The 19,592-nt window shown below is 60.6% G+C and carries 21 protein-coding genes (1 of these 21 running past the window's edge); 6 read left to right on the top strand and 15 right to left on the bottom strand.

What is annotated here, in order from left to right; genetic code table 11:
* The 6 genes from msrQ to J3P93_RS04755 form a co-directional block, all read right to left on the bottom strand.
* Positions 1-289: the beginning of a protein-methionine-sulfoxide reductase heme-binding subunit MsrQ gene (gene msrQ, locus J3P93_RS04780; RefSeq protein WP_434595522.1), read on the bottom strand. 335 nt of this gene lie to the left of the window's left edge; only the first 289 of its 624 coding nucleotides appear in the window; its start codon is at positions 287-289; its stop codon lies beyond the left edge, outside the window.
* On the bottom strand, positions 289-1,302 hold the full coding sequence (msrP, locus tag J3P93_RS04775; RefSeq protein ID WP_434595520.1) for a protein-methionine-sulfoxide reductase catalytic subunit MsrP: 1,014 nt from the start codon (positions 1,300-1,302) through the stop codon (positions 289-291). Before msrP ends, msrQ begins: the two co-directional genes overlap by 1 nt.
* Before the next feature lie 63 nt (positions 1,303-1,365).
* Positions 1,366-2,223 carry a CDP-diacylglycerol--serine O-phosphatidyltransferase gene (pssA, locus tag J3P93_RS04770; protein ID WP_090286305.1) on the bottom strand — a complete coding sequence of 286 codons (858 nt, stop codon included), beginning with the start codon at positions 2,221-2,223 and terminating at the stop codon, positions 1,366-1,368.
* A gap of 148 nt (positions 2,224-2,371) precedes the next feature.
* Positions 2,372-3,388, bottom strand: coding sequence for a ketol-acid reductoisomerase (ilvC, locus tag J3P93_RS04765; protein ID WP_003228216.1), 1,017 nt, complete (start codon positions 3,386-3,388; stop codon positions 2,372-2,374).
* A 46-nt stretch (positions 3,389-3,434) separates the two neighbouring features.
* The gene (gene ilvN, locus J3P93_RS04760; RefSeq protein ID WP_003176102.1) at positions 3,435-3,926 is read right to left on the bottom strand and encodes an acetolactate synthase small subunit; all 492 of its coding nucleotides are present in this window, start codon (positions 3,924-3,926) and stop codon (positions 3,435-3,437) included.
* Positions 3,927-3,928: 2 nt separating this feature from the next.
* Positions 3,929-5,653, bottom strand: a complete 1,725-nt coding sequence (locus J3P93_RS04755; RefSeq protein ID WP_203419503.1) for an acetolactate synthase 3 large subunit — start codon at positions 5,651-5,653, stop codon at positions 3,929-3,931.
* A gap of 399 nt (positions 5,654-6,052) precedes the next feature.
* Here J3P93_RS04755 and J3P93_RS04750 point away from each other — a divergent pair, with 399 nt between their 5' ends.
* On the top strand, positions 6,053-6,469 hold the full coding sequence (locus J3P93_RS04750; protein ID WP_093098308.1) for a DUF4124 domain-containing protein: 417 nt from the start codon (positions 6,053-6,055) through the stop codon (positions 6,467-6,469).
* Between the two features lie 19 nt (positions 6,470-6,488).
* Here the strand turns inward: J3P93_RS04750 and J3P93_RS04745 are convergent, their stop codons facing one another.
* Genes J3P93_RS04745 through mrcB form a run of 3 tightly spaced genes read right to left on the bottom strand, consistent with a single transcriptional unit; the run spans position 6,489 to position 9,914 of the window.
* A complete protein-coding gene (locus J3P93_RS04745) occupies positions 6,489-6,824 on the bottom strand; it encodes a YqcC family protein (RefSeq protein WP_434595517.1) in 336 nt (111 codons plus the stop codon).
* On the bottom strand, positions 6,824-7,573 hold the full coding sequence (locus J3P93_RS04740; RefSeq protein WP_434595515.1) for a tetratricopeptide repeat protein: 750 nt from the start codon (positions 7,571-7,573) through the stop codon (positions 6,824-6,826). Before J3P93_RS04740 ends, J3P93_RS04745 begins: the two co-directional genes overlap by 1 nt.
* A 16-nt stretch (positions 7,574-7,589) precedes the next feature.
* Positions 7,590-9,914 carry a penicillin-binding protein 1B gene (mrcB, locus tag J3P93_RS04735; protein WP_434595513.1) on the bottom strand — a complete coding sequence of 775 codons (2,325 nt, stop codon included), beginning with the start codon at positions 9,912-9,914 and terminating at the stop codon, positions 7,590-7,592.
* A gap of 115 nt (positions 9,915-10,029) precedes the next feature.
* Between mrcB and J3P93_RS04730 the strand changes: the two genes are divergently transcribed.
* The 4 genes from J3P93_RS04730 (at position 10,030) to J3P93_RS04715 (ending at position 13,397) form a co-directional block, all read left to right on the top strand.
* Positions 10,030-11,586, top strand: coding sequence for an AAA family ATPase (locus J3P93_RS04730; RefSeq protein ID WP_434595511.1), 1,557 nt, complete (start codon positions 10,030-10,032; stop codon positions 11,584-11,586).
* A gap of 91 nt (positions 11,587-11,677) precedes the next feature.
* A complete protein-coding gene (locus tag J3P93_RS04725) occupies positions 11,678-12,022 on the top strand; it encodes a pentapeptide repeat-containing protein (RefSeq protein WP_093098293.1) in 345 nt (114 codons plus the stop codon).
* A gap of 285 nt (positions 12,023-12,307) precedes the next feature.
* Positions 12,308-12,580 carry a TfoX/Sxy family protein gene (locus J3P93_RS04720; RefSeq protein ID WP_016773175.1) on the top strand — a complete coding sequence of 91 codons (273 nt, stop codon included), beginning with the start codon at positions 12,308-12,310 and terminating at the stop codon, positions 12,578-12,580.
* A 16-nt stretch (positions 12,581-12,596) separates the two neighbouring features.
* Positions 12,597-13,397, top strand: a complete 801-nt coding sequence (locus J3P93_RS04715) for a Crp/Fnr family transcriptional regulator (RefSeq protein ID WP_434595508.1) — start codon at positions 12,597-12,599, stop codon at positions 13,395-13,397.
* A gap of 228 nt (positions 13,398-13,625) precedes the next feature.
* Here the strand turns inward: J3P93_RS04715 and J3P93_RS04710 are convergent, their stop codons facing one another.
* The 4 genes from J3P93_RS04710 to J3P93_RS04695 are packed head-to-tail and all read right to left on the bottom strand — an operon-like array spanning position 13,626 to position 17,169.
* Complete coding sequence (locus J3P93_RS04710; RefSeq protein ID WP_434595506.1) at positions 13,626-14,474, bottom strand: ChaN family lipoprotein; 849 nt, start codon at positions 14,472-14,474, stop codon at positions 13,626-13,628.
* A gap of 21 nt (positions 14,475-14,495) precedes the next feature.
* Positions 14,496-15,263 (bottom strand): heme ABC transporter ATP-binding protein, encoded by a 768-nt coding sequence (locus J3P93_RS04705; RefSeq protein WP_434595504.1) that lies wholly within the window; start codon positions 15,261-15,263, stop codon positions 14,496-14,498.
* On the bottom strand, positions 15,263-16,246 hold the full coding sequence (locus J3P93_RS04700) for a FecCD family ABC transporter permease (RefSeq protein ID WP_434598287.1): 984 nt from the start codon (positions 16,244-16,246) through the stop codon (positions 15,263-15,265). The genes J3P93_RS04705 and J3P93_RS04700 overlap by 1 nt, the downstream gene beginning before the upstream one ends.
* A 50-nt stretch (positions 16,247-16,296) precedes the next feature.
* Positions 16,297-17,169: a heme/hemin ABC transporter substrate-binding protein gene (locus J3P93_RS04695; RefSeq protein WP_434595502.1), complete on the bottom strand. Its 873-nt coding sequence runs from the start codon at positions 17,167-17,169 to the stop codon at positions 16,297-16,299.
* Between the two features lie 164 nt (positions 17,170-17,333).
* Here J3P93_RS04695 and J3P93_RS04690 point away from each other — a divergent pair, with 164 nt between their 5' ends.
* On the top strand, positions 17,334-17,651 hold the full coding sequence (locus tag J3P93_RS04690) for a Rieske (2Fe-2S) protein (protein WP_434595500.1): 318 nt from the start codon (positions 17,334-17,336) through the stop codon (positions 17,649-17,651).
* On the opposite strand, the gene sfsA is transcribed toward J3P93_RS04690, so the two are convergent.
* Together sfsA and J3P93_RS04680 are read right to left on the bottom strand one after the other, a co-directional pair.
* Positions 17,648-18,361, bottom strand: coding sequence for a DNA/RNA nuclease SfsA (gene sfsA / locus J3P93_RS04685; protein WP_434595498.1), 714 nt, complete (start codon positions 18,359-18,361; stop codon positions 17,648-17,650). The two genes, J3P93_RS04690 and sfsA, sit on opposite strands and share 4 nt — an antisense overlap.
* Positions 18,361-19,530 carry a pyridoxal phosphate-dependent aminotransferase gene (locus tag J3P93_RS04680; protein ID WP_434595496.1) on the bottom strand — a complete coding sequence of 390 codons (1,170 nt, stop codon included), beginning with the start codon at positions 19,528-19,530 and terminating at the stop codon, positions 18,361-18,363. The genes sfsA and J3P93_RS04680 overlap by 1 nt, the downstream gene beginning before the upstream one ends.
* Positions 19,531-19,592: the final 62 nt, after the last annotated feature.

Below are 19,592 nucleotides of genomic sequence, written 5' to 3'. Positions count from 1 at the left end.
AACCGAGGATAAACGCCAGATAGCTGCCCAGATGCAGAACCACATAGGCAAAACACCAAAGCCCCAACTGCCGGCGGACCGCAATCCACCCCGCCCACCCAGTCAGTTTCTGCAGAGGCGTCATGCTCAGGGTGATCAGCAGCAGGATCAACGTCCCCAGCCCCAAACGATCAACGAGGATTTTGCCGGGATCAGGCCCCAGCGAATCTTCCAGAGCTTGATACAACCACAGCAACGGCCAGATGGCTGCTGAAATGAACACCCCTATACGCCAGTACGGGAATCGCATCAGTAATTCTTCCGCAGATCGAGCCCTGTATATAAAGAAGCAACTTCATCCGCGTAGCCGTTGAACATCTGCGTATCACGCACGTTCGGCTTGAACAGACTGTTCGGCAGACGCCGTTCACGCGCTTGCGTCCAGCGCGGGTGATCAACGGTCGGGTTCACGTTGGCATAGAAGCCGTACTCATCCGCGGCGATGCTTTGCCAGGTGGTCTTTGGCTGCTCGCTGACCAGACTGATGCGCACGATGGACTTCACGCTCTTGAAGCCATATTTCCATGGCACCACCAGCCGCAATGGCGCTCCATTCTGGTTCGGCAACTCGCGGCCATACATGCCCACTGCAAGAATCGCCAAAGGGTTCATCGCCTCATCCAGGCGCAAGCCTTCTACATAAGGCCAGTCGATCAGAGCGAAACCCGAGCGCTGCCCCGGCATGCTCTTCGGATCCTGCAGGGTTTCGAAGCGGATGTACTTGGCTTTGGAGGTCGGTTCGACCTGCTTGAGCAATGCCGAGATCGGAAAGCCGATCCACGGAATGACCATCGACCACGCCTCGACGCAGCGCAGACGATAGATGCGCTCCTCGAGTTGATACGGCTTCATGAAATCTTCCAGCGCGTATCGTCCCGGCTTGCCCACCTCCCCGTCCACCATAACGCTCCACGGTTCAGTTTTCAGTGAACCAGCGTTCGCTGCCGGGTCGCCCTTGTCGGTACCGAACTCATAGAAGTTGTTGTAGTGGGTAGCGTCTTTGTAAGGCGTGATCGCCTCATCCTTGACGGTGACCGCGCCCCATTGGGTGGAGGGAAGCTTTTCGGTAAACCAGGCAGGCGCTTTGCCTAGCTCGACATCGGCGTACCGTGCGGCATCATCGGCGCTGGCCCAACGTGGCAGGCTGCTCATCGCAATACCGGCCGCTGTGGCACCGAGCAATTGGCGACGAGAGAGATAAATGGATTCAGGGGTGACATCCGACTCATGGCAGTCGGATGCTTTAGGGACTTTGATCAACATGGCAACTCCGCAGCTTTGGAGGACTGATGCACCCATTGACTGCGGAGTATGCGGGAAATTACATCACTCGGCGTTTTTGTGACGACGAAGACGCAACAGGTACTGCACCGGCCCGGAAGCGGCATAGGCGAGGAACACCAGCAGCAGGATTCGCGGCGGATCGCTGAACACAACGGCAAACACCAATACCACCGCCAGGATCGCTACGAACGGCACACGTCCTTTCAAGTCCAGCTCCTTGAAGCTGTTGTACTTGATGTTGCTGACCATCAGCATGCCGGCCGCCGCGACCATCAGCGCGACCAGGAACGACATCTTCGAACCCTGGATGCCGTAATCACTGAATGCCCAGACGATACCGGCCACAACGCCCGCAGCCGCCGGACTCGCCAAACCGATGAAATAGCGCTTGTCAGCCGTTCCGACCTGAGTGTTGAAGCGCGCCAGACGCAATGCCGCACCCGCCACATAGATGAAGGCGACCATCCAGCCGACCTTGCCCATATCACCCAGCGCCCAGCCGAACGCCAGCAATGCCGGGGCGACACCGAACGCAACCATGTCCGACAGCGAGTCGTACTCGGCGCCGAAGGCACTTTGCGTATTGGTCATGCGCGCAACACGACCGTCGAGGCCGTCGAGCACCATGGCGACGAAAATCGCAATCGCGGCAAAAGCAAAATACTTGCTCGCGTTCGCCGAATCACCGGCGCTCAACGCAGCCTGGGCACTCATCGAATTGATGATGGAATAAAAGCCTGCGAACAGGTTCGCAGTGGTGAACAGGTTCGGCAGCAGATAGATACCACGATGCCGGACTTTACGACCTTCCGCGTCGTGCCCTTCTTCGATGTGTTCATCGACGGGCAGCAGGCTTTCGGCGTCAGAAGCCTTGTTCGGCTCTTCGGGACGTTCGCTCATGGACATTACCTTGCAACGGTTTGGAGAAAATTCGACAGAGGCTTGAGGACGACAGTTCGGCCACAAACGATGCAGCTTTATACCAGAACCACCGCCTCAAACGAAAAAACGCGGCCGAGGCCGCGTTTTTCGTACAAGCAACGACGACTTAGTTTTTGGCTTTGTCGACGATCTTGTTGGCACCGATCCACGGCATCATGGAGCGCAGTTGCTCGCCGATGATTTCGATACCGTGAGCGGCGTTGTTACGACGCTTGGCGGTCATCGAAGGGTAGCCGGTTGCGCCTTCGCTGATGAACATTTTGGCGTATTCGCCGTCCTGAATACGTTTCAGGGCGTTGCGCATGGCCTGACGGGATTCGGCGTTGATCACTTCCGGACCGGTCACGTACTCGCCGTATTCAGCGTTGTTGGAGATCGAGTAGTTCATGTTGGCGATACCGCCTTCGTACATGAGGTCAACGATCAGTTTCAGTTCGTGCAGGCACTCGAAATAGGCCATTTCCGGCGCGTAGCCAGCTTCAACCAGGGTTTCGAAACCGGCTTTGACCAGCTCAACGGTACCGCCGCACAGAACGGCTTGTTCGCCGAACAGGTCGGTTTCAGTCTCGTCCTTGAAGGTGGTTTCGATGATGCCGGTACGACCGCCGCCAACGCCGGCAGCGTAGGACAGTGCAACGTTTTTGGCATTGCCCGAGGCGTCCTGGTAGATCGCGATCAGGTCAGGGATACCGCCGCCCTTGACGAACTCGGAACGTACGGTGTGGCCCGGAGCCTTCGGCGCGATCATGATCACGTCGAGGTCAGCGCGTGGCACAACCTGGTTGTAATGAATCGCGAAGCCGTGGGAGAAGGCCAGAGTGGCGCCTTTCTTGATGTTTGGCTCGATTTCGTTCTTGTACAGCGAGGACTGGAACTCGTCCGGGGTCAGGATCATGACCAGGTCGGCCGCTGCGACAGCGGAAGCCACGTCGGTCACTTTCAGGCCGTGGGCTTCAGCTTTGGCAACGGTAGCCGAACCTTTACGCAGACCAACGGTAACGTCGACACCGGAGTCTTTCAGGTTGCACGCCTGGGCGTGGCCCTGGGAACCGTAACCGATGATGGCAACTTTCTTGCCCTGGATGATCGACAGGTCGCAGTCTTTATCGTAGAAAACTTTCATGAATTTCCCCTTATATCCGGCCATTCAGGCCATGCGCTAATTTGGTTTAGATGCTGAGTACTTTGTCGCCGCGGGCGATACCGGTCACGCCGCTGCGGACGGTTTCCAGAATCGATGCGGTGCCGATGGACTGAATGAAGCTGTCGAGCTTGTCGCTGGTACCGGTCAATTGAACGGTATACACGCTGGCGCTGACATCGACGATCTGTCCACGGTAAATATCGGTGGTGCGTTTGATCTCGGCGCGCTGGGCGCCAGTGGCCTTGACCTTGACCAGCATCAGCTCGCGCTCGATGTGAGCACTTTCCGACAGGTCCACCAGCTTGACCACTTCGATCAGCTTGTTCAGGTTTTTGGTGATCTGCTCGATGACTTCATCGTGGCCCACGGTGGTCAACGTCAGACGCGACAAGGTCGGGTCTTCGGTCGGGGCCACGGTCAGGCTTTCGATGTTGTAGTTGCGCTGCGAAAACAGGCCGACTACGCGAGACAGAGCGCCAGGTTCGTTTTCCAGAAGCAAGGAAATAATGTGCCGCATGATTAAGTACGCTCCGTCTTGCTCAACCACATATCGCGCATCGAGCCGTCTTTGATCTGCATCGGATAGACGTGCTCGCTGGTGTCGACCGCAACGTCGATGATCACCAGGCGATCCTTCATGGCGAACGCTTCTGCCATCTTCGACTTCAAATCTTTCGATTCGGTGATGCGTACGCCAACGTGGCCGTAGGCTTCAGCCAGTTTGATGAAGTCCGGCAGCGATTCCATGTAGGAGTGCGAGTGACGGCTGCCGTAGCTCATGTCCTGCCACTGGCGAACCATGCCCAGCACACCGTTGTTGAGGATGACGATTTTCACCGGCAAGCCGTACTGCAGGCAGGTCGACAGTTCCTGGATGTTCATCTGGATACTGCCTTCGCCGGTGACGCAGGCAACGTCGTCGTCCGGGAAGCTCAGTTTGATGCCCATCGCCGCCGGCAGGCCGAAGCCCATCGTGCCCAGGCCGCCGGAGTTGATCCAGCGGTTCGGCTTGTTGAACGTGTAGTACTGCGCCGCGAACATCTGGTGCTGACCGACGTCGGAGGTCACAAAGGCATCGCCCTTGGTCACTTCGCACAGGGTTTCGATCACGGTCTGCGGCTTGATCTTGCTGCCATCACCCTTCTCGTAAGGGAACAGGCCGCGATCGCCGCGCCATTCATCGACCTGTTTCCACCAACTGGCCACGGACTCCTTGTTCGGGGTCTCGCCGATTTCCTTGAGGATCGCGACCATCTCGGTCAGGACGCTCTCGACCGGGCCAACGATTGGCACATCAGCCTTGATGGTCTTGGAGATCGATGCCGGGTCGATGTCGATGTGAATGATCTTGGCGTTCGGGCAGAATTTCGCCGGGCCGTTGATCACGCGATCGTCGAAACGTGCACCGACGGCGAGGATCACGTCAGCGTGGTGCATCGCCAGGTTAGCGGTGTAGCTGCCGTGCATGCCGAGCATGCCGATGAACTGGCGATCGGTGCCGGGGAAGCCGCCCAGGCCCATCAGCGTGTTGGTTACCGGCAGGTTAAGCATTTTTGCCAGCTCGGTCAGCGGTGCGGAACCATTGCCGAGAATCACCCCGCCGCCGGAGTACAGCACCGGACGCTTGGCCGCCAGGAGCATTTCGGCTGCCTTGCGGATTTGCCCGGAGTGACCGCGAACGGCCGGGCTGTAGGAACGCAGCTTGGCTTTTTTCGGGAAGATGTATTCGAACTTCTCGGCCGGGTTGGTCATGTCTTTCGGGATATCGACCACGACCGGGCCCGGACGACCGGATTGCGCCAGGTAGAACGCTTTCTTCATGACTTCCGGGATTTCCGAAGCGTGCTTGATCATGAAGCTGTGCTTCACGATTGGCCGGGAGATACCGATCATGTCGGTTTCCTGGAACGCGTCGGTGCCGACCATGGTGCTGGGCACCTGACCGGAAATGATCACCATTGGAATCGAGTCCATATAGGCGGTGGCGATACCGGTGATGGCGTTTGTGGCGCCTGGACCGGAAGTCACCAGTACCACGCCGGCTTTACCGGTGGCACGGGCGTAGCCGTCAGCCATATGGGTCGCCGCTTGCTCGTGACGAACCAGGATGTGAGTCACTTCCGGTTCTTTGAACAGGGCATCGTAAACATGCAGGAGAGCACCACCCGGGTACCCGTAGATATATTTGACGCCTTCGTCACGCAAAAAGCGGACGAGCATCTCACCGCCAGATAAAAGCTCCACGTTGTTCACCTCTAAAACGCCAGAATACCGGCCACAAAAAAGGGGCGGGTCTTAATAGGTTTACTTCTCGGCAGAGCATGAGCGACGGTGGTCGCCGACTACGTCAGCACTGACTGAGCAAGTATTGGGATCGTCCCAAGTGTTGCGGGCCTTTCCCACCCAGCGCGAGGTAACGCGTTGCGGGTGTAACAGGTCGGCGCGGATGTGCGCCTCATGATCTACCGAGTGGGTCTGCTTCTGGCAGTCCCTCTACAGCGGACTTTGGATTCTTCTGTTTCGCCCTCTGCAAGTCAAGTCGTCTGTGTGGTTAATTGTGGGTAAGCACATGAGAACGCAAGAAAAAACCTGAAAAGCGCTACTCTGTTAGCGTCAATTGCGCAATTTTGCCAAGGAATCAGCATGCGAACGCTCCTCCTGACTCTGCTGATCGGCCTCAGCCCGTGGTGCTCGGCCGCTCAAATCTACAAATGGGTCGATGCCCAGGGTGTGACCCACTTCGATGCGCAGCCGCCTGCGGGCCAGCCATCGACCACCGTGCAAACGCCCTCCTCGCCACCGGCAAAACCTTCGGCCATGCCGGGCAGCGGGGTACTCGGCGATCAGAAAGCGATCAACGACAAGGTCAAAAAGCAGGTAGCCGAGCAACAGGCGCAGCTCCACGCGTTTTGTGAGCAGGCACGGACCAACCTTGCGCAGCTGCAAAACAATCCGCGTTTACGAGAAGAGGTCGAAGGACAGTTGAAGCGGCTTGACGATGCGCAGCGTCAGGAGCGCATCGCCGAAGCGCAGAAGCAGATTGAGCAGAACTGCCAGTGATCACTGGCAGTTCTGCGGGTCAGCGTGAGGCGGTGATCAGCAGGTCGAACTCTTTGAGCAGCACCTGCAACTGGCGATCCTTGCCCCCAAGGTTGCGCTGGGCGAAGACCATCTCGGCCATTTCCTGAATCCCCGAGGCATTCGGCAACGGCAGATCCTGCTCCAGAATCATCTTCATGCGCGGCAAGAAGATCCACTGAAGCCACTGCTCAAAGTCCAGCGTATCGACGGAAAACGGCTCGACACTGCTCAGGGCTTCGGCCGAAGGCTTAACCTCATCCCACCAGCCCTGGGCGCGCAGCTCACGCTCGATCAGCAGCAACTGATCGGCGATCTGCGGGAAACGGGCATCCATCACAGCGAGACCTTGGCCTTCTGCCGGGCCAACGTGGCGCCAGCGGAATCACCTTGTTTCTCACGGGCCTGAGCGATCAATTCCCACAGGCTGGCTTGCAGGTCCGGACGGCCGTTGGCCAGGGTCAACGCACGGCGGGCAAATTGCTCGGCTTGCGGCGCATCGCCCTGAGCCATGCGCACCTGCGCGAGGCGATAAAGCACTTGCGGCTCACGCGGCGCAACGCGCTGGGCGCGCTCCAGACTCGACGATGCACCGTTGAGGTCGCCACCGGCCTGCTGCTGTTGTGCCGTGGTCAGCAAGGCCAGCACCGGGCCGTCCAGTTGTTCATCGGCCGACAGGCCACCGCCGCTGCTCGCCGACGGAATGCCACTCGGCGTCGACGGCATGCTGTAGCTGCCGGAGTTGGCCGGCGCCGATTCGACCGCCGACGGGTTGTAAGACCCCGACGTGATGCCGCCGGAGGCCGGGCCCGGAACGATCGGCGAAGAGCTGATCGGTGTCGACACGGCCGCGCCGCCGCCCGGCACCATCACCACCACGCCGGTATCGCCCTGCGGAATGGCCTGAGTCTGGCCCTGCACCGGGCGCTTGACCGTCGTCTGACGAAAACCGCCGTTGGCACCGATGCGCTCGCTGTTGGACACCGCTGTGCCGGAGTCGACGACGGGAATCGAACCACGCTGTACGGTAGAGCAGCCGCTGAGCAAAGCCACGGCGGTCACCGCTGGAATCAACCACTTGTTCACTTGAAACCCTCTTTGCTTAATTCATCCAGCCCTTGACCCAATCCATCACCGACTCCGGCGAGGCAGGCGTTTCGCTTGCGCACGCGGCGCCGGGTGGCGGTTCGCTGCCGCGAATATACGGCATCTGCACCGCGCCGGGGCAGTTGGCATCGGAGCCCTGCCCGGTGCGCGAATCGACCCAGGCCTGGACGACGTTGTCCGGCTGCGGCATGTCCAGCGGCAGCGGATCGGCCTTGCGCATGAAACTGGTCCAGACCTGCAACGCACCGGTCGCCCCGGTGAACGGCGTCTTGCCGTTGTCGTCGCGGCCCAGCCAGACCACCGCCAGCAGGTCTTGACTGAAACCGGCGAACCAGCTGTCGCGCGAATCGTTACTGGTACCGGTCTTGCCGGCCAGCGTCAGGGTCTTGGGCAGCACGTTATAAACCGAACTGCCAGTACCTTCGCGCATCACGCGCTGCATGGCGTTCTGGATCAGATAGATGGAGGCCGGGTCGAAACGCTGTTGAATCTGGAACGGATAACGCTTGAGCGGCTCGCCTTCGGCTGTCAGTACGCTGCGAATCCCGCGCATCGGCGTGTTAAAACCACCGTTGGCCAGCGTCTGGTACATGGTCGCCACTTCGATCGGGGTCATGCCGCCGGCACCCAGAAGCATCGACGGGAACGCCGGAAACTCGCGGGTTACACCGAGGCGACCGAGGGTTTTGAGCACGTTCGGTACACCGACTTCCAGGCCCAGACGCGAGGTCGACAGGTTGTAGGAATGTGCCAGCCCCTGGTAGAGGAAAACCGTGCCGTGGGAGCGACGATCGTAGTTCTGTGGCTTCCACACCTGGCCGTTCGCGCCTTTGACCGACAGTGGTTCATCCGACAGCCAACTGGTCAGGGTGTACTGACTCGGTTTTTCCAGCGCGGTCAGATAAACAGCGGGTTTGATCAACGAGCCAATCGGCCGCACCGCATCCAGCGCACGGTTGAAACCGGCGTAACTGGCCTGACGGCTGCCGATCATCGCCTGGACTTCGCCGGTTTCCGGGTTGGTCACGACCATCGCCGCTTCAACGTCATCGGAGCCTTTGCGCCCGGACAGGCGTTTGAAGGTGTCGTTGACCGAGGCTTCGGCCTTCATTTGCAGGATCGGGTCGAAGCTGGTGAAGATGCGCAGGCCTTCTTCGGTCAAGTCTTCGTCGCGGTAATCCTCACGCAACTGACGTTTGACCAGATCGATGAAGCCTGGGTACGAGCTGTCGGCCAGCTTGCCGCGAGTGGTCACGCCCAGCGGCATTTTCTTCGCCGCTTCGACTTGTTCCGGCGTGGCTACGCCCTGTTGCGCAAGCACGTCGAGCACCAGGTTACGGCGTTCCAGCGCACGCTCCGGGTTGCGCCGCGGGTTGTAGTAGGACGGGCCTTTGACCATGCCGACCAGCAACGCCACTTGATGCAGCTTCAGCTCGGACAATGGCTGGCCGAAGAAGAACTGACTGGCCAGACCGAAACCATGCACCGCACGTTGGCCGTCCTGCCCGACGAAGACTTCGTTGAGGTAGGCCTCAAGGATTTCCTTCTTGTCGTAATGCAGCTCCAGCAACATCGCCATCATCGCTTCGGTGAGCTTGCGGGTCAGGCTGCGTTCGCTGGTCAGATAGAAATTCTTCACCAACTGCTGGGTCAGGGTACTGCCGCCCTGGGTCATCTTGCCGCCAGAGGTGTTGACCCAGACCGCACGGGCGATCGATTTCGGCGACACGCCCCAGTGGCTATAGAAATCGCGGTCTTCGACAGCGACCAGGGTTTCGAGCAGATACGGCGGCACCTGATCGAGTTTGATCAGAATGCGGTCTTCGAGATTCTTGGGATAAATGCCGCCAATCAGCAGCGGTTCCAGACGCACCACCGACAGTTTGGAGCCGTTGGTCGCCGACAGCTCGGCGACGTAATCGCCGGAGAAACGCACGCGCACCGGTTGCGGTTTTTCCAGGCCTTCGTAGAACTGGAAGCCACGGGTATTCAAGTCGACCGTGTTGCCGCTGACGGCAGCAGCGCCGGGGCCGTTGCTCACGGCTTCGCGGCGATAACCGAGGGCATCGAGTTCGGTAAGGAAATCGTCCTTGCTGAGCTTCTGTCCGACGAACAGCTCGAGCGGGCGCGCGTATACCTTGGCCGGGATGGTCCAGCGCTTGCCGGAGAACTTCTCCTGCACCACGGCATCGAGGTAAACGGCGAAGCCGGCCAGCACGACAAGGCCGACCAGACTGAGTTTAATGGTCCAGCTCAGCCACGGGCTCAGGCCCTTGGACGGTGGTTTTTTCTTGGTACGGGGGGATCGGGATCGAGTCATGGCGGCGGATTATACGCACTTTATCGATCCTCAACAGGCACCCTCAGAGGTTTGCGTCCGGCGGGCAAGCGGCCATAATGGCGGCCTCGAATTTCCCGTCTCTGAAGGATCGCCCGTGAGCCAGTCCCTGATCGCTGCCCTGCAAAACCCGGCCCTCTACCCGCACCCCGTCGAAGGGTTCCAGGTCATCGAAACCCACATTTCGTGGGTGATCCTCACCGGTCCCTTTGCCTATAAAGTGAAGAAGCCGGTGAATTTCGGCTTCCTCGACTTCACCAGCCTCGAATCCCGCGCGCATTTCTGCGCCGAAGAGCTGCGTCTCAACCAGCGCCTGACTGAAGATTTGTATCTGGAAGTGTTGCCAGTCACTGGCAGCGTTGAAGCGCCACAGCTGGGTGGCGACGGTGCACCGATCGAATACGTGCTGAAAATGCGTCAGTTCCCGCAAACCGGCCTGCTCAGCACCCTGCAAGCCAACGGCGAGCTGACCACCCAGCACATCGATGCAATGGCCGCGCAGATTGCTCGCTTCCACCTCAGTGCGCCAAAGGTACCGGCCGAGCACGACGCCGGCACCCCGGACAGTGTGATGGCGCCAGTCGCACAGAACTTCGAGCAGATCCTGCCGTTTCTCAGCGACAAAAACGACCTGCTGCAACTCGAGGCGCTGAAAGCCTGGGCCGAAAGCAGCTTCGAGCGTCTGAAGCCACTGTTCGCCGAGCGCAAGGCCGCGGGTTTTACCCGTGAATGCCATGGTGACATCCACTTGGGCAACGCCACGGTCATCGATGGCAACGTGGTGATCTTCGACTGCATCGAGTTCAACGAGCCCTTCCGTTTCACTGACGTCTGGGCCGACACCGGTTTCCTCGCAATGGACCTGGAAGACCGCGGTCTGAAATCCCTGGCGCGACGGTTCATCAGCCAGTATCTGGAATTCACCGGCGATTACCAGGGCCTGGAAGTGCTGAACTTCTATAAAGCCTACCGTGCGCTGGTCCGCGCCAAGGTTGCGCTGTTCAGCATGCCGGCGGACGCAACCGCCGTGCAGCGCGCCACCACCCTGCGCCAGTACCGCAACTACGCCAACCTGGCGGAAAGCTACAGCACCATTCCGTCGCGATTCATGGCGATCACCCATGGTGTGTCCGCGGTCGGCAAAAGCCACGTTGCCATGCGCCTGGTCGAGGCTCTGGGTGCGATCCGTCTGCGTTCGGATGTCGAGCGCAAGCGCCTGTTTGGTGAGCAGAGCGTCACCAATGACGTACAGGCCGGGATTTACAGCGCCGATGCCAGCGCCGCGACCTACGCGCGCCTGCACGAAATCGCCGAAGTGATCCTGCATGCCGGTTTCCCGGTGGTGATCGACGCCACCTACCTCAAGCGCGAACAACGCGACAACGCGGCGAAAATCGCTGAGGCCACCGGCACGCCGTTCCTGATCCTCGATTGCAACGCGCCGCAAGCGGTGATCGAGAGCTGGCTGGCGGTGCGTCAGGCCGATCAGAAGGACCCCTCCGACGCCACCCTGGCGGTGATCGAAGCGCAACAGGCCAACCGCGAAGCGCTGACGCCGGAAGAGATTCTGCGCAGCAAACGCGTGCAGACCAATGAATCCGGCACGCTCGACACCGTGGTCGCGCAGATTCGTCAGCGCCTGCCAGGCCTGTAAGAAACTATTTCGGCCGTGAAGCCCTCGCTCGCTTCACGGCCGCCAAATAGTGGCACTATACTGGCGCCATAAAACCAACAGGTGATCTGACATGAGCCAGCCAAAACTTCTCGATACCCCGCTGTATGCCTTGCTGCACAAAGACGACATCACTGGTTTCAACAAAGAGCGTCCGCTGGACGGTCCGATCGACATGGTCGGCGGCGATTTCCGCGGTCTCGATCTGCGCGAGTTGAATGCCGATGGCGTGGATTTCCGCGACGCGTATTTCCGTTCCGCCGATTTGCGTGGTATCGACTTCCGTAACGCACAGCTGGAAGGCGCAAGCCTGGCCCACGCACAGATTTCCGGCGCGTATTTCCCACCGGAGCTGAGTGCCGACGAGATTCTGATGTCGATGAATTTCGGCACGCGGCTGCGCTATCGCACACGCTGATAGCCCCATCTGCTTGCTGACACCGCGCCATCCCCTGTAGGAGTGAGCCTGCTCGCGATAGCGGTTTAACATTCAACAAATAGATTGCCTGCCTGTCCGCTATCGCGAGCAGGCTCACTCCTACATTGATTTGTGTTCCCCCTCCTTTCTGCATTCGCAGAGCGTTCATCGCCTTTCTTAGAAGCATTTGCGTCGAATCCGACCAAACAACCACGCTTTTCCTACTGATGGCTACACTCCTGAGAAGCTCGCCCACGCACCATTCGGCCGTCGCAAGGAGGCTTGATGAATGATGAACTGCAACACCTGAAAAATCTTGGCAAGACGTCGGCGCAATGGCTGCATGCCGTGGGCATCCACAGCGCCTCGGACTTGCGTCGGCTCGGCGCAGTGGACGCCTACCGGGCCGTGCGTACCCGCGGGTTTCGTGCATCGAAGGTGTTGTTGTATGCGATCGAAGGCGCGCTGATGGATGTGCACTGGAACGACATCCCCGCCGAGCGCAAGGACGCCCTGAACAAGCAGCTCGAAGCCATTTCCGCGCGCCACAAGAACTGAACGGGCTGCGACCGTCATGTATTTACTCGGCGAACAATCGGCGTATACCGATGCATTGATCAACCGCTTGCAAAGCCTCCCCGCGCAGTGGTTGCGAGATCTCGCACCTAGCGGGCCGGTTTTGCAGGTCGATGCGACGGATGACTTGCTGCCCCTGCTGCCCACCGAACAGGTGTTTCTGCTGAGCGACGGCGTAATCAACGGCTGCATCGGTGCGCGACCGCTGTTTTACTGGCAGGAAGGCGATTTGATTGGTCTGCAGCAAGGTGATGCCTGGGCTGATTGTCGTTGGTGCTGCGATGCGCCGCTGCGTTTGCAGCCTTACCGCCGCGAGGAGGTGTTCCGGCATCTGTTCGCTGACGCAGGTCGGGCGCAACAGTTCGTCGAATACCTGCAGGGCCACCTGGCGATTCTCGCCCACGCCGTGGCGCAACTGAAACCGCGCGAGTTTCGCAGCAGCAACGGTTTCAAACGGGTCGAGGCCGGTACCACCCTGATCAGGCAGGGTGACGTTGCCGATCATGTGTTTGTGATCATCGACGGGCATGCCGAAGCGTTTGTCGACGGACACAAGGTCGGCGACGTGCCCAAGGACGAGATCTTTGGGGCCATGGCGATCTTCACTGGCGAGCCGCGCAACGCCACAGTGATCGCGCGCGTACCGAGCACAGTGATGATGATTCCCGGTGATCAGTTTTTGAGCATGACCCGCACCAACCCGAAGATTGCGCACAGCCTGATCGAGAGCATGGCGCGGCGCATCGGCCAATTGAACCGGCAGATCGCACCCACAAAGGTCACTGAAGGCCAGCGCTGAAGCCCTTTACTTACGCGGCATTCCAGCCATTTCCCTGACTAAATGGTAAAAACGGTAAATCAATGGTTGACGCGGTAATGAGAATCGCTATGATTATCACAACTGGTCGCGAGATCAGTCGATATTCTGAAAAGCCCTTGGTTCGGACTCTCAGATTATCTCCTCATCAGGCTAATCACGGTTATTTGACCCGGTTCTTTACCGGGTCTTTTTTTGCCTGCGAAAAAGTCATTTGCTGAACTGTTGACGCATCTGTTCGCAGTAGTCCGGCTTGGTCGTGGCGGGCGCGTACCAGACATAATCGGCCATCGCAGCCGTCACCGCGTCGCCCTCCTCCGCCAGAATCAACACCGTGGGCGCCTTGGCCACGCCCAAATCGACAACATGCAGCGGCACGCCGGCATCCTTGCGCGCATGCCACGCCCCGGCCAGCAGCATCGAGGGCGCAGGCGCTGCGAGCAGACGTTCAGCCATGCGCCGATCGCGTTGCTGCTGAACCGCCAGCATCGCCGGCATTTGCGATTCGGGCAGCAAGCCGCAGTGGGAATCGCTGATCTGTCGCAGCAGTTTGTCCCTCACTGATGCCGCATTGCTGCGCGCACCGCTCAGTGGCGGAGGCTCACGATAAACCGCGCGGATTTCGTCGTTGTCGAGATTGGCCGCCAGCAGCGGATACGGTTGCGAAAGCCCGAAGCGCACGATCGGCCCATAAAGCGCCCAGTCCCAGCCGTCCTGCCAGTCCAGTGCCTTGGCAACATCGGCGGATGCCGGCATCTGGCGCGCGGCAGGCACTTTCGACTGTTGATCCGCTGTGAACATTTCCAGCAGCAGACTGCCTTGCTGGCGCTGCTCGCCGAGCGCTTGCAGCAGCCATAACTGCGCAGCGTGGTGATCGGCACTGTCATGCTGCTCGCCAATGATCAGTCGCTCGGATTGCGCAAGACGCGTCACCAGTTGCTCTGGGGTCAGCATTTCACCGCTGTGCAGGTCGCGAATCTCGCCACCGACCGGTGCTGGCGCAACAGCATGCTGACACCCTGCAAGCAACATCAGCATCAACAACCACAGTCCTCGCATGTACACACCTCGACGATCCAGTCAGCGGGCGATGATTAGCGGATGGCCGCGCTCCGGGTGCGGCTGCACCAGCACTTCCAGTCCGAACACCGCTTGCAGTGTATCCGGGCGCAGCACCTGCTCCGGCGTATCCAGGGCCACTGGTCGGCCATTTTCCAGCAGCAGGATGCGGTCACAGTAACGCGCGGCGAGGTTCAGATCATGCAGGATCACCAGCACTGCCGCGCCGCGATCGGCGAATTCACGCACCGCCTGCAAGGTGGTGTGTTGGTGCAGCGGATCGAGCATCGATGTCGGCTCGTCGAGCAACAGCGTTTGCCCGGCCTGCCCCGGCCATAGCTGCGCAAGCACCCGCGCCAGATGCACGCGTTGGCGCTCGCCGCCGGACAACGCCAGATAACTGCGCCCGCTCAGATGCCCGGCATCGGCGGCCGCCAAAGCTGCAGCGATGATTTCCTCGTCACGCACGCGGCCGCTTTGATACGGCAAGCGGCCCATGCCCACCACTTCTTCGACACGGAAGGCAAAGTCCAGCGTCGAAACCTGCGGCAAGACTGCCAAGCGTTGCGCACGCTGGCTTCGCGCCCAGTCGTGCAATGGCTTGCCGTCAAGCGACACCTCGCCCGCGCTGGCGACCAACTCGCCGCACAACGCGCCGAGCAAAGTGCTTTTGCCCGCACCGTTCGGGCCGAGTACGCCGAGCACTTCGCCCGCTTCGAGTTGCAAAGTGACTTCGTCGAGCACGGTTTTGCGCCCGCGTTGAATCTGCAGATTGTGCGCACGCAGCATCAGGCCCGCCCTCGCAGCAGCAGATACAGAAAGAACGGCGCGCCGATAAACGCCGTGACGATACCGATCGGCAATTCCGCCGGCGCCAGAGCCAGACGCGCCACCAGATCGGCGAGCAACAACAGGCTGCCACCGGCCAGCACCGAGGCCGGCAACAGCACGCGGTGGTCTGGCCCGGCGAGCAGTCGCACAAGATGCGGCACCACCAGCCCGACGAAACCGATCATGCCCGCCGCCGCCACCGCCGCGCCGACACCCAGCGCGGTGCAGAACACCAGTTCACGCTTGAGCCGCTCGACGTCGATCCCCAAATGCCCGGCCTCCGACTCGCCGAGCAACAACGCATTCAAGGCCTTGGCCCGCCGCGGCAGCCATAACGCGACTCCGGCGCTGATGATCAACAAGGGCCACAGCCGCGCGTAACTGGCGCCATTGAGGCTGCCGAGATTCCAGAAGGTCAGCGTGCGCAGGGTCGCGTCATCCGCCAGATAGGTGAACAGGCCGACGGCCGAGCCGGCCAGCGCCGTCAGCGCGATGCCCGCCAGTAACATCGTTGCGACGTGGGTCTGCCCGTTGCGCCGGCCGAGTCGGTAGACCAGCGCCGTTACGCCGAGTCCGCCGAGAAACGCGCACACCGACAACAGATAAGGCGCAAACCCTTCCGGCACATCGCCAAACACCGTGCCGCCGACAATCGCAATCGCCGCCCCCAGCGCCGCGCCACTGGAAACACCAACCAGCCCCGGATCGGCCAGCGGATTGCGAAACAGGCCCTGCATCGCCACGCCGGAGAGCGCCAGCACACCGCCCACCGCCAGACCGAGCAAGGTGCGCGGAAGACGAATCTGGCCGAGGATCAGTTCAGCCTGCTCCAGGCCGTCCGGCGCCAGCGGCACACCTGACAGACGCAACGCTGCGCGCAACGTGTCGAACAGCGGCAAGCTGACCGGTCCAAGCGCCAACGACAACCAGGTCGCCAGCAGACACAGCAGCGTCAGGCCGATGAACAGGCCGCGCGGTTTGACCAGTGTGGTCATTGGCCGCCCTTGGCTGGATAAAAACCGTCAGACAGGGTTTTCAGCGCAGCCGGCAAGCGCGGCCCGAGTCCGCCGACCAGCAGCGTCGGATCCAGCTCCATCACCCGCCCGGCCTTGGCCGCTCGGCTCGAGTTGAGAATCGGATTTTCCTTGAACAGCGCGGTTTTCGCCGCCTCGCCGCTCAGCGCACGGTCGGCGAATACCAACACTTCGGGATCGAGGCCGGCCAGCGATTCCACCGAAAACGGTTTGTAACCGCTGTGAGTCGCGAGGTTACGTCCGCCTGCCTGTTGCAGCAGCCAATCGGCGGCGGTGTCCTTGCCGGCTATCAGCGGTTTGCCTCCGGCGTGCCCGAGCAACAGCAGCACGCCCGGGGCTTTTTGCGCGGTTTGCGCCTGAGCCACCCGCGCCTGTTGCGCATCGAGTTGCTGTTGATAAGTTTGCAGCAGTTGCTTCGCCTGCGCCTCGGCGCCCAGCAGTTGGCCTAGGTGAGTGAGGTTTTGCGTCAGCGTCGGCAGATCCGCTTGCGCCGAGAATAGCTCCACGCGGACCCTCGCTACCTTGACCTGAGCCAGCACCGGCGGCGGGCCCATTTCTTCGGTGCCGATCAGGACGTCCGGGCGCAGGCTGAGAATGCCCTCGGCGGACAGGCTGCGCTGGTAACCGATGCTCGGCAGCGCTTTGAGCGATTGCGGATGCTGGCTGGTGGTATCGACGCCGACCAGTTTCGCCTCGCCGCCCAGCGCACTGACCCACTCCGACAGTGCACCGCCGGCGCTGACCCAGCGTTGCGGCAAATCAGCCGCGACAGCGTGATGGCTGAACAGCCAGCCGACACACAGCGCAGCAACGCGGATACTCAAGCGCATACACAGCTTCCTTGAACAAGGTTTCCCGGGCATCCGCACAGCGAGCCAAGTATCCTCGACAGCTGTCAGACTCCCTGCGGGAGAAGGCCGCCATTTGATAATTGTTTGCATTTAAACGTCAAGCTCGGACATATCCAGACACGAGCAGACTCTTGAGGATAGCCATGAAGTTTCTCTGCGCCGGCGCTGAGCTGGCCGAAGCCAGCAGTCGCGGCTTCGAAATTGACGGCAACAAACTGCTTGCCGTGCGCCGTGGCGGGCAGGTGTATGTCTATCTCAATCGCTGCCCGCACCGTGGCGTCGGGCTGGAATGGCAACCTGACCGGTTTCTCGACCCGAGCAACAGCCTGATCCAGTGCGCCACCCATGGCGCACTGTTTTTGATCGAGGACGGGGAATGTGTCGCCGGCCCGTGTGCCGGGCAATCGCTCACGGCGATTGAATGCCAGGAAAACGCACAAGGTCTGTGGATAAATGTTTAACCGTTGAGCCGAACCTCGAGTCGGCGGTCGATAACCATTTCCTCATGATCAAGGCGCACGCCGTAAGCCAGCACCTCCACGCCGCAGGCGACTGCTGCGCGCAGCGCCTCGGCGTAGCCCGAATCGATTTCCTCAGCCGGGCGCACGGCTTCGATGCCGGTCAGGTTCACGCAATACAGCTGCACCGCGCGTATGCCGTCGCGCGCCAGATGCGCCAGCTCGCGCAGGTGCTTGGCACCACGCTGGGTCACGGCATCGGGAAACGCTGCCACCGCCGTTCCGTCGAAACCCAGGGTGACGCTCTTCACTTCGACATAAGCCGGGCCGCTCGGGTATTCGAGGCGAAAGTCGATGCGGCTTTTTTCCTGCCCGTAAGCGACTTCGCGCTTCAACGCGGTAAAGCCGTTCAACTCGGTGATGATCCCGGCCTGCAAGGCTTCTTCGACCAGCCCGTTCGCCCGTGCGGTATTCACACAGAACAAGCGCCCCTGCGGGGTTTCGCCGATCTCCCAGGTGCCGGGCAGCTTGCGCTTCGGGTCGTTCGAGCGGCTGAACCAGACCTGTCCGCCCTCGACCTGACAATTAAGCATCGACCCGGTGTTCGGGCAGTGAATGGTCAGCAACTCGCCGCTAACGGTTTCGATGTCGGCGAGGAAACGTTTGTACCGGCGAATCAGGCGCGCTTCTTCAAGCTGTGGATAAAAGCGCATCAGCGTTGCCAGCTCTTCAGGCCACGGGCAATACGCTCCACCGCTTCCTGTAAGCGATCAAGGTTTTGCGTGTAGGCAAAACGCACGTGGTGGCTGGCTTGGTGACGGCCAAAATCCAGACCCGGCGTGAAGGCAACGTGCTCGGTTTCGAGGAAATGCTGGCAGAACGCGAAGGCATCGCCGCCGAACTGGCTGATATCGGCATACAGATAAAACGCGCCTTCAGGCTCGACGGCGATGTTGAAGCCCAGCTCACGCAACGCTGGCAAAAGGTAATCGCGGCGACGGCCGAATTCGGCGCGGCGCTCCTCGAAAATGGCGATCGTCGCCGGCTCGAAACAGGCCAGGGCCGCGTGCTGCGCCATGCTCGGCGCGCTGATGTAAAGGTTTTGCGCAAGTTTTTCCAGCTCACTGACCGCTGCGTCCGGCGCGACCAGCCAGCCGAGGCGCCAACCGGTCATGCCGAAATACTTGGAAAAGCTGTTGAGCACAAACGCACCGTCATCCACTTGCAGAACACTGGCGGCATCGGTGCCGTACGTCAGGCCGTGATAGATCTCGTCCACCACCAGATGACCGTGATGCGCCTTGATGGCCGTGGATAACCCTGCCAGTTCATCGCGAGTCAGAATCGTCCCGGTCGGGTTGGCCGGCGACGCGACCAAGGCGCCGACGCTGTCGCGATCCCAATGCCGCTCGACCAGATCGGGGGTCAGTTGATAACGCACGTCCGGCCCGACCGGGACCAGTTGCGCCGCGCCTTCGACCAGCCGCAGGAAGTGTCGGTTACACGGGTAGCCGGGGTCAGCCAGCAGCCAGTGTTTGCCCGGATCGACCAGCAACGCACTGGCCAGCAGCAGCGCACCGGAGCCGCCCGGGGTGATCAGAATCCGTCGCGGATCGATGTTCAGCCCATACCGCGACTGATAGAACCCGGCGATTGCCTCACGCAACTCAGGAATCCCGCGCGCCGCGGTGTAGCGGGTCTTGCCCGCCGTCAGCGCCGCTTGCCCGGCGCGAATGATCGGTTCGGCGGTGGTGAAGTCCGGCTCGCCGATTTCCAGGTGGATCACGTCATGCCCGGCGGCCTGCAATTCATTGGCCCGCGCCAGCAGCGCCATCACATGGAACGGTTCGATCGCACGACTGCGCGCACTGTAGGGGGCCATTGAAATGCCTTCGACGGGAAAAAAGAGACGATTCTACCTGTCTGCCGGAACGAGCGAGAACC

It is taken from the genome of Pseudomonas sp. R3-57, from assembly GCF_051132065.1.
In the GTDB taxonomy this organism is placed as follows: Bacteria; Pseudomonadota; Gammaproteobacteria; order Pseudomonadales; family Pseudomonadaceae; genus Aquipseudomonas.
This window is presented reverse-complemented; position numbering and strand designations above follow the sequence as displayed.